Below are 14,457 nucleotides of genomic sequence, written 5' to 3'. Positions count from 1 at the left end.
GCGGTGCCGTCGCCTGGAGGGAAGCCCGCATGGCGCGGGGAAGGACGTCCTCCAGGCTGCCTGCGGAGCCTCCGGCGTACGGGAAGCCCGGATGGCGCGGGAACAGAGGATCCCGCGGCCGTGGGGCCTGCCTCGGGTCGTCCAGGCCCCTGCGGCTGCCGCAGCACGTGCGGGAGCGGTGGCATGGAAGCGGTCAGGGTGTCCGATCTGTGGAAGCGGTTCGACGGGGTCGTGGCGGTGCACGCCGTGTCGTTTGCCATCGGCCCGGAGGAGTTCTTCACCTTGCTGGGCCCCTCCGGCTGCGGCAAGACCACGACCCTGCGCTGCATCGCCGGCCTGGAGCACCCCACGCGGGGGGAGATCACCATCAACGGCCGGCTGGTGAGCGGTCCCGGGGTCTTCGTGCCGCCGGAGCGACGGCGCCTGGGCATGGTGTTCCAGAACTACGCCGTCTGGCCCCACATGACCGTCTTCGACAACATCGCCTACCCGCTGCGGGTCGCCGGACAGTCGCGCAGCGCCATTGCCGCGCGCGTGGCCGAGATCGTGGAGCTGGTGGCGCTGCGCGGGCTGGAGCGGCGCTACCCGCACCAGCTCTCGGGCGGGCAGCAGCAGCGTGTGGCGCTGGGGCGCGCGCTGGCCGGCCGGCCCGACCTGCTGCTGCTGGACGAGCCCCTCTCCAACCTCGACGCCAAGCTGCGCGAGCAGATGCGCTTCGAGCTCAAGGAACTGCAGCGCCGGATGAAGATCCCCGTGCTGTACGTGACCCACGACCAGGCCGAGGCCATGGCGCTGTCCGACCGGGTGGCCGTGATGGCCGAGGGGCGCATCGTGCAGGTCGGCCGGCCCGCCGACATCTACCGGCGGCCGGCCACCCGCTTCGTGGCCGACTTCATCGGCCAGATGAACTTCCTGCCAGCGCAGGTGCGCGCCAGCGCGGCCGGCGCCGCCCGCGTGCGAGTCGACGGCTACGAGTGCGAGGCGGAGAACCCCGCCGGGCTGTCCGGCGCCGTCACCCTGGCCGTGCGCCCGGAGGACCTCGACCTCGCGGCGGACGAGGGGCTGGCCGGACGCGTCGAGGTACGCAACTTCCTGGGGAACCTGGTGGAGTTCAAGGTGCGGCTGGCCAACGGTGCGCCGGTGCGGGTCCAGGCGCCGCCGTCGGCGCCCTACGACGAGGGCGCCACGGTCACCGTGGGGATCCGGCGCGGGATCGTCTTCGCCGGCGGCGAGGACGCGCCGCGCGGCGGCCATCCCTGAGCCGCCACCGGGACAACGCCTGCGCCACGACCGGGACAGGGCGCAAGCCGCGACCGGAACCGGGTGCCGGCGTTCGCCCGCAGGCCGCGTCCGTGCGACGGTACCGGGACGCCCCACGCCCTCCGCGCGGCGCGCGGCCTGGGCGAGGGCGGCGTCGTTACGCCCGCACCGCCGGCTGATAGCGCGGCAGCGCTTCCCGTAGCCGGCGCATCCCCTCGCGGATGTTCTCCCGGCTCGTGGCGTAGGAGAACCGCAGGAAGCCCTGCCCGCCCGCGCCGAACGACGTGCCCGCCAGACAGGCCACGCCCGCCTCTTCCAGCAGGAAGTCCGCCAGCCGCTTGGCGTCGGCGTCGATGGCCGAGACGTTGGGGAACGCGTAGAAGGCCCCGCCCGGGGTACGGCAGCGGACGCCGTCGATGCTGTTGAGCTCCTCCACGATGATCTGGCGGCGGGCCCGGAACTCGGCCACCATGGCGTCCACGGCGTCCTGGGGGCCCTGCAGGGCCGCGATCGCCGCCATCTGGCAGAACGCCGCCGCGCACGAACTGGAGTTGATGAGGAGCTGGGCCATGCGCTCGACCAGCTCGGGCCGCATCACCCCGAAGCCCACGCGCCACCCGGTCATGGCGTAGGTTTTGGAGAGCCCGTCCAGGATGATGGTGCGCTCCTGCATCCCCGGCACGCTGGCGATGCTGAACGGCGTTCCCTCGTAGGTGATACGCCCGTAGATCTCGTCGGAGAGCACCACCGCCCGGGTGGGCAGCACCGCGGCGGCGACCGCCTCGATGGTCCGGCGGTCGAGCACCGAGCCGCACGGGTTGTGCGGTGAGTTCAGGATCACCATGCGGGTGCGGGGCGACAGCAGGGCCCGGAACTCGTCGAGGTCGAACGCGAAGTCCTGCTCTTCCCGCAGGCGGATCGGCCGCAGCGCGGCGCCCACGAACCGCGCCACCGACTCATAGATGGGGTAGCCGGGGTCGGGGTAGATCACCTCGTCGCCGGGGTTCACCAGCGCCAGCATGGCGAACAGCAGCACGTTCTTGGAGCCGGGCGTGATGATCACCTGCTCGGGCTGCACGGGGATGTTCCGCGTGCGCGCCACGTAGTCGGCGACCGCTGCCCGCACCTCCCAGATGCCGGCCGCGGGCGTGTAGTGCGTGTACCCGTCGCGCATCGCCCGGATCGCCGCCTCGACGATGTGCGGCGGCGTGGCGAAGTCAGGTTCACCGATCTCGAGGTGGATGATGCGCCGCCCCTGGGCCTCCAGGCGCCGGGCGCGGGCCAGCACCTCGAAGGCGGTCTCCGTCCCCAGCGTGCTCATGCGCGCCGCCCACTCCAGGTCCACGCCACATCCCTCCTTATGGTCGCCTGTCGACACTGCGTTCAGGGCGCCCCGTCGGGCACGATGTGCGTGCCGGCCGCGCCGGCCAGCGCTCGCTCGAGCGCCCAGGGCGCCGTGATGACCACGGCCTCGCCACCGCTCTCGAGAAACCGCACTGCCGCCGTGATCTTGGGGCCCATGCTGCCGGGCGGAAAGTGCCCCTCGGCCAGGTAGTGCCGGACGTCGGCCAGCGACACCCGGCCCAGCGGCCGCGCCCGCGGCGTGCCGTAGTGCAGCGCCACGTGCTCGACCGCCGTGGAGATCACCAGCAGCCGGGCGCCGAGCACACGCGCCAGCACGGCGGCCGCGAGGTCCTTGTCGACAACGGCCTCCACGCCGACGTAGCCTCGTTCGCCCCGCACCACCGGAATGCCTCCCCCGCCCGCGGCGATCACGGTGACGCCGCGCTCTACCAGGGCGCGGATCGCCTCGCCTTCCACGATCTCCAGCGGCTCGGGAGAGGGCACGACGCGCCGCCACCCCCGCCCGGCGTCTTCCACCATCACCCAACCCATGCGCCGGCGCACCTCAGCCTCCACCGGGTGGTAGAACGGCCCGATGGGCTTGGTCGGGTGCGCAAAGGCCGGGTCCTGGGGATCGACCACCACCTGGGTGACCACGGTGGCCACGGTGCGGGGGATGCCCCGGGCGGCCAGCGCCGCACCCAGCGTCTGCTGGAGCAGGTACCCGATCGAGCCCTGGGTCTCGGCCCCCACCACGTCGAGCGGCTGCCGGGGTGCAACCTGCGCGGCGGCCTCGGCCCGCAGCAGCCCAAACCCCACCTGCGGCCCGTTGCCGTGGGTGACCGCCAGCATCCAGCCATCGGCCGCCATGGCCGCCAGCGGCGCGCACGTCTCGGCCAGCGCCGCCCGGGCGGCGTCGACCGACGCATCGTTGTCGCGGACCAGGGAGTTGCCTCCGATGGCCACGACGGCCAGGCCACGCATGCACGGAGGCTTCTGCGCGCTTGCGCCTATCCCTCCGCCTCACGCGGCGGCGTGACCGCACAGTGGGCCGCGCACGCGCCCGGCACCACGATCAGACGGCGCGTCGCCAGGGCGTCGTAGAGGCGCTGCCCCGCGACGAGCCGGCCCACCCCCAGCACGGGCACCAGGGGCCACAGCAGGGGGATGCGGACGGCCACGGCCAGCAGCGCATCGATGCCTTCCCGCCGCCGGCCTCGACCATCCAGGCTCTGGATGCGCCGCGCGGCACGGTCGGGATCGAGCCCGTAGCGCTCCGCCACACCGGGGTCGCGGAACGAGATCCAGCGCACCAGGCCCGCCAGGTCCAGCCGCGCCAGCCAGCGCGCGCTGCGCGTGCACAGCGGACACCAGCCGTCGTAGAAGACACGCAGGCCCCACCGGCGCCGGACCCAGGCCGCCAGCCCCCGGTACTCGTCGTCGGTCACCAGCAACGGGTAGAGGCTCAGCATGCTCCAGGCGAACGTCACCAGACCCATGAGGTAGGCGATCGCGGCGTGGAACGCCACGCCCGTCGCGAGCACCGCGTAGCGTGTCCAGCGGTTGGCCAGGCACGGCAGGAACATCAACTCGAACACCACGGTCCCGTACGTGCCCAGCACCACCAGGGGCGTGCTGCGGTAGACGACCTCCGCCCGGCCCGGCAGCGAGAACTCGTCCACCCGCAGGATATAGTAGAGCGCCGTCCCCTGTTGCCACAACTCGCCCATGGTCTTGTAGAACCCGGTGCTCAGGTAGACGAGGCTCAGCTGGGCGACGATCAGGGCCACGCCGGCGTTGTGCGCCACGGCGCGGACGGCGCGGCCGGTGGCCGCCCAGCGGGCACTCCACGCGGCGGCGGTCCGGCCGACGGGGGCGAGCCGCGCGCGCCAGACCGCCACCGCCCGACCGACGGCGGCTAGGAGGCTGCGGCACGCTCCGGGCGATCCGCCCGCCGGGTGCTGCCGTGCGCGGCGGTCCGCCCCCACACCGTGTGCCACCAGGGGCATTGCGCCGACGGCGCCGTAGGCGGCGGTGTTGGTCAGGCAGAGGAAGAGCAGCGCGATGCGCATGATGTTGTCGCCGCCATCGGTCAGCAACGGATTGCGCTCCTGCAGCGACCAGAGCACCAGCCAGTGGAGCGGCAGGACGACGCGCGGCGCCACGCCGAGCACCACCCCGAGGGCGAGGAGGAGCCCTCCCGCCAGCACCGCGTCGACATAGAGCGGGGCGCGGCTGACCGCAAAGACGTTGAGGACCGGCTCGAGCTCGCGGAACGCGTCGTGGGGGAAGAACCCCTCGGGGCCCCACAGCAGGCGCCGCACGGGCCAGTGGAGCAGGTAGAAGTACACGGCCCAGACGCCCAGGCTGATCCGGGCCAGGCTGGCGCCGATCAGCCCGTGCTCGCGGGTGACGTAGCGTTCGACAGCGCGCAGGACGCCCATCCCCTCACCGGCCGACGGCCGCGTAGGGCATCCACGGGAGCAGCAGGTAGCGCGTCGTGCCGGCGTCCGCCGGCAGATGCCTGCGCGACCAGGGCGGCGGGTCGTGGATGAGGATGCGCGCCTGCACCGCATCGACCCGCCCCGGACCCACCAGGCGGTCGCAGGCGGCCGACGCGAGCCGGCGCAGCACCAGCAGGCCGATCTCCCGCTGCCGCTGCATGCCCGGGTCGGCGCCCCGGCAGGCGGCCGCATCCGGCGACTTGCGGCACAGCAGCTGGCGCCAGTCGTCGGTGGTCCGGCCCAGGACCAGCAGCATGGCGTTCATGGGCAGGCGCAGCAGCTTGCCCATCGGGGTGAACCGGCTGCGGTGGTGCACGGCCAGCCAGGGCGTCGCGGGCGCGTGCCAGGGCGTGATCTGCGCCCCGGCGCGGCACCGCACGGTGAGGAGGAAGTTGGACCGGATCGGGCTGGGAGCGAAGAGGTGCCAGTTCTGGGAGAACCACGGCTGCTGCAGCGCCAGGACCACAGGGAGCGCCCGGAGACTCAGGGGGTTTGGTGGTGCCAGGTACAGCACGGTGTTCACCAGATACCCCGCAACCAGCGCGACCGCGGTCAGGATTGCGACCCACACCACCGCCCGCTGCACTGTCGGCTCCTCCGTCGTCAGCTCGCCGGGGAGGGGTGCGCCCTCCCCGGCTGCCTCATCCAGCTATTGCGGGTCGAAGAGCCGATCGACAGCCAGCGGCGGCGCGAACAGCATCCCTCCGATGATGCCAAAGTGCGTGGCGAAGTCGTAGGCGCGCAACGCGAAGTCGAAGACGTCTCTGGCAAACGCCAACACGGCGCGGGCGCTAATGCGATCGGGATCGCCGTAGGCGTCCCCCGCGGTTGCGCCGTCGACGGCCGCCAACGCCCCGTAGTCCCCACCGACGTCGAGCCCCGGCCCCTCCTCGACCATGACGGAGAGCGGTCCCTCCAGCGGGCGGCACTCGACCGACCCGCGCGCTTCCGCCTGACACCGCAGAACCATGGCGCCGGGATCGGCGATCGGACGGGCCATCGAGCCCCGGATCGCGACCCCCGCCACCAGCACTACCAGCACGAGCAGCGTGCTGACCGTCCGCATCCCTGCTCCTCCTCCGGGCGGCACCGTGTCGACTGCCGTGCGCGCCCATTCAGTCCATCGGAGCGGACGGCCCGAGTGGTGAGGGGGCGTCGGTCGAAAAATTGCGCCGTGTGGCGGTCAGCGGCGTGGACCCGCATTTGGCAGGCTCAATCCAGTGAATTCCCTGCGGCAGGTGCGGCGATGTTGCGGTCGGCGGCGTGGGTTCGCAGCTGGCAGCCCTGCATGGTCAGGGGGCGTCGGTCGAACGCTGCACGAGCAGGGGGCCCAGCACTGTTTCGGCGGCCGTGGCGACGACGTTCAGGACCACGTGGGTGACGGTGGACGCCTGCGTGCCCCACCGCGCGCCCACGCCGCCGAGGACCAGCGCACCGCCCATCAGGGTGAAGACCCTATCGAGGGAAAGGTCCACGACGACGTGCTTGGCCGCGAACAGCAGGGCCGTGGTCAGGATGCCAGCCGGCCGGCCCAGCGCCAGGAGGATCCGTGTCTGGATGTACCCGCGCCAGGCGAACTCTTCGACCACCGGCACGAGGAGCCCGTTGGCGGGAACGGCCACCAGCCCCACGAGCCACCCGGCGGCGCGGCGCGCTTCCTCCCAGGCGCGCTCCCGGCGCTCGTCGCGAAACAGCGCGTCCTCCCAGGGACCAAAGGCCTCGATCATGCCAAAGATGACGACCACCGCGCCCAGCGCCGGCCAGATGCCAACGCGCCAGGGACGGTAGTCCAACGCCGCCCGGGTGAGACCCTCGCGCCGGACGCGGCGTGCGAACAGCCACGCCAGCACCAGCATGGTCGGGATCAGGAGCACGACGTTGACCCACAGGACGGTGCCCGGCGTGGCCCGGGCGCTGACGGCGTCCCACCAGCGCACAATCGCCACGTCCGTCCATCGGATGGCGGCTTCGACCGTCAGCCAGAGCAGCGCCGCGCACAGCCCGGCCCGGAGGGGACCGGGGCTACCGGCGTGCGACCCAGCACCTGCCACGACGTCACGTTCCTCCAGGCGTGATCGCCACCGTGGTCCAGTGCGCCAAGTGCGTCTCTCGCAGATCTCTCACCTGCACTCGGAGCACCGCGCGGGCGAGCGTCAGCACGTGCACGCGCCGCGCACCGCCAGCCCGGAGCGCCTGCGCGCAGGCGTCGGCGGTCGCGCCGGTGGAGAACACGTCGTCGACGAGGAGCACCGTGGCCCACACAGCCTGCGCGCCCGGTGCGAATGCGCCTGCGACGTTGGTCCGCCGGGCCGCAGCCCCAGACCGCACCTGCGGGGCCTCCTGCCGACAGCGGCGCAGGGCGGCCGGGAGACACGGCACGCCCAGCCGGCTGGCCACGGGATGCGCCAGCGCCTCGGCCTGGTTGTAGCCGCGCTGTCGCAGCCGGCTGGCATGGAGGGGGACGGGCACCACCGCCTTGACCCCATCGGCCACCTCGGGCGGGATCGCGTCGGCCAGCAGAGCGCCCAGCGCGTCGGCCACACGACGCGCGCCCTGGTACTTGAACGCGTGGATCGCCTCGCGCAGAGGGCCCGCGTAGGCGGCCAGCGAGCGGGCCACGGCGTAGGCGGGCGGCGCAGCCGCGCAGGCCGCGCAGTGAGGGGAGACCGCGCGCACCGCCCGAACAGCCGTGTCCACAACCAGCCGCCCGGAGGCCGGTGCCAGCGGGTCGCCACAGCGGACGCATACCGGCGGGGCAATCCGGCACAGCTCGGCCTGGCAGCGGCCGCAGAAGACTCCCTCGCGGCTGCCGCAGGCCGCGCACCGCGGGGGAAACAGGAGGTCCCATACCCCGGCCCACACCCCATGCATCGGCCGGGCGGGGGCGACCGTGCGGGGGTGCCCGGACCACGCCCCCTATCACGGAAAGACCGCTACGTACCTTCCTTCCAGGACTCCAGGTACGCGCGCTGCTCGTCGGTGAGGCTGTCGATCGTCACGCCCAGAGCCTGCAGCTTCAGCCGTGCCACCGTCTCGTCGATCTCGGCCGGTACCGGGTAGACGGTCCGCTCGAGGTGCGCGGCCTGCGCCGCCAGGTAGGCGGCCGACAGCGCCTGGTTGGCGAACGACATGTCCATGACCGCAGCCGGGTGCCCCTCGGCCGCGGCCAGGTTCAGCAGCCGGCCCTCGGCCAGCAGGTACAGGCGCCGCCCGTCGCGCAGGGTGAACTCCTCGACGTGCTCGCGCACCCGCCGGCGGCTGGTGGCCCGTGCCGCCAGGGCCGGCAGGTCGATCTCCACGTCGAAGTGGCCGCTGTTGGCCAGGATCGCCCCGTCGCGCATCGCGTCGAAGTGCTCGCCCCGCAGCACGCCGCGGTTGCCGGTGACCGTCACGAAGATCTCGCCGACCCGGGCGGCCTCGGCGGCGGGCAGCACCTGGTAGCCGTCCATCACGGCCTCCAGGGCGTGCAGCGGCGACACCTCGGTGACGATCACGCGGGCCCCCATGCCCCGCGCCCGCATCGCCAGCCCCCGGCCGCACGCGCCGTAGCCGCAGACGACAAACGTCTTGCCGGCCAGCAGCACGTTGGTGGCGCGCAGCAGGCCGTCGATGGTGGACTGGCCGGTGCCGTACCGGTTGTCGAAGAGGTGCTTGGTCTTGGCGTCGTTGACGGCAATGATCGGGTAGCGCAGGGCGCCGTCGCGGGCCATGGCCCGCAGGCGGATCACGCCCGTCGTGGTCTCCTCGGTCCCGCCCCGGACCCCTGGCAGCAGGTCGGTGCGCTGGCTGTGGAGCGTCGAGACCAGGTCGGCGCCGTCGTCCATCGTCAGGTGGGGGCCGCCGGCCAGGGCGTCGTGGATGTGCCGGTAGTAGGTGTCGCGATCCTCCCCGCGGACGGCGTAGACGGCAACGCCGTACTCGGCCACCAGGGCCGCGGCGACGTCGTCCTGGGTCGACAGCGGGTTGCTGGCACACAGCCGGACGTCGGCGCCCCCGGCCCGCAGCGTGAGCACGAGGTTGGCGGTCTCGGTGGTCACGTGGAGGCAGGCCGCGATGCGCACGCCCCGCAGGGGCTGCTCACGGGCGAAGCGCTCGCGCAGCAACCGCAGCACCGGCATCTCGCGCTCGGCCCACGCGATGCGCCGCAGGCCCGCGGGGGCCAGGTTCAGGTCTGCCACATCGTACGGACGGTCTGCCATAGGCTCCTCGTCGGGTGTGGAGCGTCGACCCGGTTCACGGTACCGCACCCCTGCGCCCACGGCAAGGACGCGCCGTGGCGGGATCCCGGCATCGGGCGGGGGCGGCTCGGGCTACTCGATGAAGTCCTTGAGCCGCTTGCTGCGCGTGGGGTGGCGCAGCTTGCGCAGGGCCTTGGCCTCGATCTGCCGGATGCGCTCGCGGGTGACGCCGAACTCGCGCCCCACTTCCTCCAGGGTGCGCGGCCGGCCGTCGTCGAGCCCAAAGCGCAGCTTGAGCACCTTGCGCTCGCGGGGCGACAGCGTCTCCAGCACGCTCTCCAGCTGCTCCTTGAGCATGGTGAAGGACGCGGCCTCCGCCGGGGCCAGCGCGTCGTGGTCCTCGATGAAGTCCCCCAGGTGGCTGTCCTCCTCCTCGCCGATGGGCGTCTCCAGCGAGATGGGCTCCTGGGCGATCTTGTTGATCTCGCGCACGCGCTCCACGGGCAGGCCCATGGCCTCGGCGATCTCCTCGGCGGTGGGCTCCCGGCCCAGCTCCTGCAGCAGCTGGCGCGAGACCCGCACGAGCTTGTTGATGGTCTCGACCATGTGCACCGGAATGCGAATGGTCCGGGCCTGGTCGGCGAGCGCCCGCGTGATCGCCTGCCGGATCCACCAGGTGGCGTAGGTGCTGAACTTGTACCCCTTGCGCCAGTCGAACTTCTCGACGGCGCGAATCAGCCCCAGGTTGCCCTCCTGGATCAGGTCGAGGAAGAGCATGCCGCGGCCGACGTACTTCTTGGCGATGGAAACCACCAGGCGCAGGTTGGCCTCGATGAGCTTGCGCTTGGCCTCCTCGTCGCCCTTCTCCATCCGCTGCGCCAGCGCCACCTCCTGCGCCTGGGTCAGCAGCGGCACCTTGCCGATCTCCTTGAGGTACATGCGGACGGGGTCGTCGATGGCCACCCCTTCCGCCTCGGCCACGGCCTCCTCGTCCTCGTCCTTGGGCTTGGCCTCGACGTCCTTGGCGTCCTCGACGACCTCGATCCCCTGCTCGGCGAGCACCGTGTAGAGCCGGTCGACCTGGTCGACGTTCTGCTCGATGTCGGGGAACTGCTCCAGGATGTCGTCGTGGGTCACGAAGCCGCGCTTGCGCCCGACCTCCACCAGCGCCCGCAGTTCGGGCGTGAGGTCGTCGGAAGGCTGCGGAGCGGCCTGGACCTTCTTCTTCGGCATCCGTCGACTCGTCCCGGTGGGCGTCGCCATGCTACGAACCACGCTTCGACGCCGCGATCAGCTGTGCGTACGCCGCCTGGAGGCGGCGCAGCTCCTCCTCGTTCCCGCTGCGCTGCGCGGCCTGCAGCGCCTCCCACAGCCGCCGGCGTTCGGCCGCCGTCGGCTCGACGTGCGTCAGGTAGCGGAGCGCGTCCGCGATGGCCCGCTCCTTGTCCCGTTCGGTGACCGGAGGCGGCGCCAGGGCCAGGTGGGCCAGCAGCGCCGCGGCCTCGTCGTCCAGCGCCTCCCGGAGGGCGACCGCATCCGCCTCGGGCGCCCCAAACAGCGCAGCGGCCAGCGCGCGGTGGGCCGGCGTGGCGAACGCCTCGGCGGTGAGCGCGCGCGCCACGGCGCGCCGCCGGTCCGGCTCCTGCACCATCACGTGCAGGAGCAGCCGCTCGGCTTGCTCCCGTGCCCGGTCCCGCCCCGGGAGCACCTCGTGTCCGCCCCCGCCCGCGGCCGCCCGCCCGGGGCGCGCGCGCGCGCGCAACCGCTGGCGCAGAGCGTCCTCCGGAATGTCGAACCGCTCGGCCAGCGCGCGGAGGTACTCCGCCTGGCGGACGGGGTTCCTGACGGCCTGAATAACAGTCAACACTTCGTCGGCCAGGGCTACCTTCCCTTCCCGGGTCTTGACGTCGTGGCGGCGCTGCGCCCGCTCCACCCGGTAGTCGAACATGGGCAGCGCGGCATCCAGCAGACGCGCGAACGCCTCAGGCCCCGCGCGCCGGAGGAAGGAGTCAGGATCCTCGCCCTCGGGCAGCACGACGACCCGGGCGGCTATGTCGGCGTCCTCGAAGATCGCCAGGCCCCGCTCGGCCGCGGCCTCGCCCGCCTGGTCGGAGTCGTAGACCAGGACGACCCGCGACGCAAACCGCCGCAGCAGCGCCACCTGGTCAGCGGTCAGGGCCGTCCCCAGCGAGGCGACCGCCTGCCGGAACCCGTACTGGTGACAGGCCAGGGCGTCCATGTACCCCTCCACCACCAGCGCCTCCCCGGCGTCACGGATGGCGTCACGGGCCGCCGGTAGGGCGTAGAGCACCCGGCCTTTGGTGAAGACCGGGCTCTCCCGCGAGTTCAGGTAGACGGGCTGCGCGTCGTCGAGCGCACGCCCGCCGAAGGCCACGGTGCGCTCCTGGAGGTCGGCAATGGGGAAGATCAGCCGGTCCCGAAAGACGTCGAAGTGCCCGCCGCCCTGCCGGGCCGCCACCAGGCCTGCGCGCTCCAGCACCCCGGCCTCGTACCCCTTGTGTACTAACGCGGCCAGCAGGCGTTCCCATCCCGGCGGGGCATACCCCAGGTGGAACCGCCTGGCAACCTCGGGCGCCACCCCCCGCCGCCGCAGGTAGGCCCGTGCCCGCTCTCCATCCTTGCCCCGCAGCTGCGTCTCGTAGTACTCCCGCGCCGCGTCCAGGGCACGGTAGAGCCGCTCGCGCTCGGACGCCTGACGCGCGGCGTCCGGCGAGGTCTCCAGGGGTACCCCGGCGCGCCGGGCCAGCTCCTCGGCGGCTTCCAGGAACGAGAGGTTGCCCGTGCGCATCACGAAGTCGAACAGGTCGCCGCCGGCGCCGCACCCGAAGCAGTGGAACAGGCCGCGGTCCGGGTCGACGTAGAAGGACGGGGTCTTCTCCTGGTGGAACGGACACAGGCCCTTGTAGTACCGCCCGGCGCGCTTCAGCGCGGCGTGCTGGGCGACGAGCGCGACGAGGTCCACCCGCCGGCGGATCTCCTCTTTGACCTCTGGCGTCAGCAGACCCCGCCCCATGGCCTCCCCATGCCCCACCGGGCCTTTCTATGCCCGGTGGCTCTCCGCCTCTTCCTTCTGCCGCCTGGCCTCGGCCGCCACCCGCTCGGCGATGTGGGCCGGCACCGGTTCGTAGTGGGAGAACGTCGCCGTGAACGAGCCGCGGCCGCCGGTGATCGAGCGCAGGTCGGACGCGTACCGCAGCACCTCGGCCTGCGGGACCTGCGCCTTGATCACGGTCGTCCCGTCCCCCTGGGGCTCCATGCCCTGGATGCGCGCGCGCTTGGCGTTGAGGTCGCCGATGATGTCGCCCATGAGCTCCTCGGGCACCCGCACGGCCAGGTCGAGAATCGGCTCCAGCAGGATCAGCCCTGCCTGCGTGGCCGCCTCCTTCACGGCCAGGGCGCCTGCCAGCTGGAAGGCGATGTCGGACGAGTCGACCTCGTGGTACTTCCCGTCGAACAGCGTGACGCGCACGTCCACCACCGGATAGCCCGCCAGGATTCCCTCCTCCAGCGCCTTGCGCACGCCCTTCTCCACGCTGGGGATGAACTGGTTGGGGATCGCCCCGCCGAAGATCTTGTCCACGAACTCGAACCCGGCCCCGCGCGGCAGCGGCTCGATCTCGATAAAGCACACACCGTACTGCCCGCGCCCGCCGGTCTGCTTGACGTAGCGCCCCTGGGCCTGTGCCTTCCCGCGGACCGTCTCCCGGTACGGCACACGGGGCGGCCGCAGCGTCACGTCCACGCCGAACTTGCGGCGCAGGCGGTCGGCCATGATCTCCAGGTGCGACTCGCCCATCCCGGAAATCACGGTCTGCTTCAGCTCGGCGTCGCGGTGCACGTGGAACGTCGGGTCCTCCTCGGCGAGGCGGTGCAGCGCTGCCCCCATCTTGTCCTCGTCGGCCTTGCTCTTGGGCTCGATCGCCATGGCGATGGCCGGCGCGGGGAACTCGATGGGCGCCAGGCGCACGGGGTGGTCGCGCGCGCACAGCGTGTCGCCGGTCATGGTCTCGGCGAGCTTGGCCACGGCGCCGAGGTCGCCGGCAGGAACCTGGGCCGTCGCCTCCTGGTGCTTGCCCCGGACCTGGTAGAGCTGCCCGATCCGCTCGAGCTTGTCGCGGGTGGCGTTCAGCACCTGCGAGTCGGACGCCAGCACGCCGCTGTAGACCCGGAAGTACGACAGCCGGCCGACGTAGGGGTCGGCCATGGTCTTGAACACCAGGGCCGCCAGCGGCCCCTGCTCGTTGCCCTCCAACACCACCTCGTCGTCGCTGCGGGGATGCCGCCCGACGACGCGGGTGGCGGCCGCGGACGGCAGCAGGCGCACCATCGCGCTCAGCAGCTGCGCGACCCCCACCCTGCGCGCGCCCGCCGCGGCCAGCACCGGCACGATCCTGCCCGTCCGCACGCCCGCCAGCAGGCCCCGGGTCAGCTCCTCGTCGGTCAGGGTCCCGGCCTCCAGGTAGCGCTCGACCAGCGCGTCCTCGCTCTCGGCCGCGGCTTCCACCAGCGCATCGCGGGCGGCGGCGGCGGCCTCGCGCAGGTCGGCCGGTACCTCGTCGACGCGCTCCTGCCCGTCGACCATCACGTGGGCCGTCATCGTCGCCAGGTCCACCACACCGCGCACGCCGGCCTCGGCACCCACCGGCAGCTGGACCGGCACCACCCGCGCGCCGAAGCGCGCCCGCAGCGACTCCAGGGCGCGCGCGAAGCTGGCGTTCTCGCGGTCCAGCCGGTTCACCACCACCAGGCGGGGTAGGCCGCGCCTCTCCGCCAGCGCCCAGCACGCCTCGGTCTGCACCTGGACCCCGGCGGAGGCGTCGACGACCACCAGCGCTGCGTCCGCCACGCGCAACGCGCCGACGACCTCACCGATGAAGTCGGGATAGCCTGGGGCGTCCAGCAGGTTCAGCTTGCTGTCGGCCCACTCCAGCGGCGCAATGGCGGCGTAGATGGTGTGCTTGCGGCGGATCTCCTCCGGGTCGAAGTCCGTCGTGGTCGTGCCGTCGTCCACCCGGCCCATCCGGTCGATGGCGCCGGCCTGGAAGAGCATCGCCTCGACGAGCGTGGTCTTCCCGGTGCCGCCGTGGCCGACGACCGCCACGGTCCGAATGCGGTCCGCACTGTAGCGCTTCAACGCTCGCTCCTCCTCA

Annotated in this window: 12 protein-coding genes; 1 reads left to right on the top strand and 11 read right to left on the bottom strand. The window is 72.6% G+C overall.

Annotated elements, in window-relative coordinates; translation table 11 throughout:
• Nucleotides 1-183 precede the first annotated feature (183 nt).
• On the top strand, nucleotides 184-1,260 hold the full coding sequence (locus QN157_10940; GenBank protein ID MDR7556107.1) for an ABC transporter ATP-binding protein: 1,077 nt from the start codon (nucleotides 184-186) through the stop codon (nucleotides 1,258-1,260).
• A gap of 157 nt (nucleotides 1,261-1,417) precedes the next feature.
• Here the strand turns inward: QN157_10940 and QN157_10935 are convergent, their stop codons facing one another.
• The 11 genes from QN157_10935 to fusA all read right to left on the bottom strand — a co-directional run bounded on the left by QN157_10935 (nucleotide 1,418) and on the right by fusA (nucleotide 14,441).
• Nucleotides 1,418-2,605, bottom strand: coding sequence for a pyridoxal phosphate-dependent aminotransferase (locus QN157_10935; GenBank protein ID MDR7556106.1), 1,188 nt, complete (start codon nucleotides 2,603-2,605; stop codon nucleotides 1,418-1,420).
• A 38-nt stretch (nucleotides 2,606-2,643) separates the two neighbouring features.
• Entirely contained in the window at nucleotides 2,644-3,588 is a 945-nt protein-coding gene (arcC, locus tag QN157_10930) for a carbamate kinase (protein MDR7556105.1), read from the bottom strand.
• Nucleotides 3,589-3,614: 26 nt separating this feature from the next.
• Nucleotides 3,615-5,048 (bottom strand): DCC1-like thiol-disulfide oxidoreductase family protein, encoded by a 1,434-nt coding sequence (locus tag QN157_10925; GenBank protein ID MDR7556104.1) that lies wholly within the window; start codon nucleotides 5,046-5,048, stop codon nucleotides 3,615-3,617.
• Between the two features lie 4 nt (nucleotides 5,049-5,052).
• Entirely contained in the window at nucleotides 5,053-5,682 is a 630-nt protein-coding gene (locus QN157_10920) for a DUF5819 family protein (GenBank protein ID MDR7556103.1), read from the bottom strand.
• A 75-nt stretch (nucleotides 5,683-5,757) separates the two neighbouring features.
• Nucleotides 5,758-6,174: a hypothetical protein gene (locus QN157_10915; protein MDR7556102.1), complete on the bottom strand. Its 417-nt coding sequence runs from the start codon at nucleotides 6,172-6,174 to the stop codon at nucleotides 5,758-5,760.
• A 226-nt stretch (nucleotides 6,175-6,400) separates the two neighbouring features.
• Nucleotides 6,401-7,159 (bottom strand): type II CAAX endopeptidase family protein, encoded by a 759-nt coding sequence (locus tag QN157_10910; GenBank protein ID MDR7556101.1) that lies wholly within the window; start codon nucleotides 7,157-7,159, stop codon nucleotides 6,401-6,403.
• 4 nt (nucleotides 7,160-7,163) lie between these two features.
• Nucleotides 7,164-7,979, bottom strand: coding sequence for a ComF family protein (locus tag QN157_10905; protein MDR7556100.1), 816 nt, complete (start codon nucleotides 7,977-7,979; stop codon nucleotides 7,164-7,166).
• Between the two features lie 62 nt (nucleotides 7,980-8,041).
• A complete protein-coding gene (gene ahcY / locus QN157_10900) occupies nucleotides 8,042-9,307 on the bottom strand; it encodes an adenosylhomocysteinase (GenBank protein ID MDR7556099.1) in 1,266 nt (421 codons plus the stop codon).
• A 111-nt stretch (nucleotides 9,308-9,418) separates the two neighbouring features.
• Nucleotides 9,419-10,519, bottom strand: coding sequence for an RNA polymerase sigma factor RpoD (rpoD, locus tag QN157_10895; GenBank protein MDR7556098.1), 1,101 nt, complete (start codon nucleotides 10,517-10,519; stop codon nucleotides 9,419-9,421).
• Nucleotides 10,520-10,550: 31 nt separating this feature from the next.
• The gene (gene dnaG, locus QN157_10890; protein ID MDR7556097.1) at nucleotides 10,551-12,320 is read right to left on the bottom strand and encodes a DNA primase; all 1,770 of its coding nucleotides are present in this window, start codon (nucleotides 12,318-12,320) and stop codon (nucleotides 10,551-10,553) included.
• Nucleotides 12,321-12,347: 27 nt separating this feature from the next.
• On the bottom strand, nucleotides 12,348-14,441 hold the full coding sequence (gene fusA, locus QN157_10885) for an elongation factor G (protein ID MDR7556096.1): 2,094 nt from the start codon (nucleotides 14,439-14,441) through the stop codon (nucleotides 12,348-12,350).
• Nucleotides 14,442-14,457: the final 16 nt, after the last annotated feature.

The organism is Armatimonadota bacterium, from assembly GCA_031459855.1.
Lineage (GTDB): Bacteria > Sysuimicrobiota > Sysuimicrobiia > Sysuimicrobiales > Humicultoraceae > Fervidifonticultor > Fervidifonticultor primus.
Note: the sequence above shows the minus strand (reverse complement) of the source record. Positions and strands in the feature narration are given on the sequence as shown.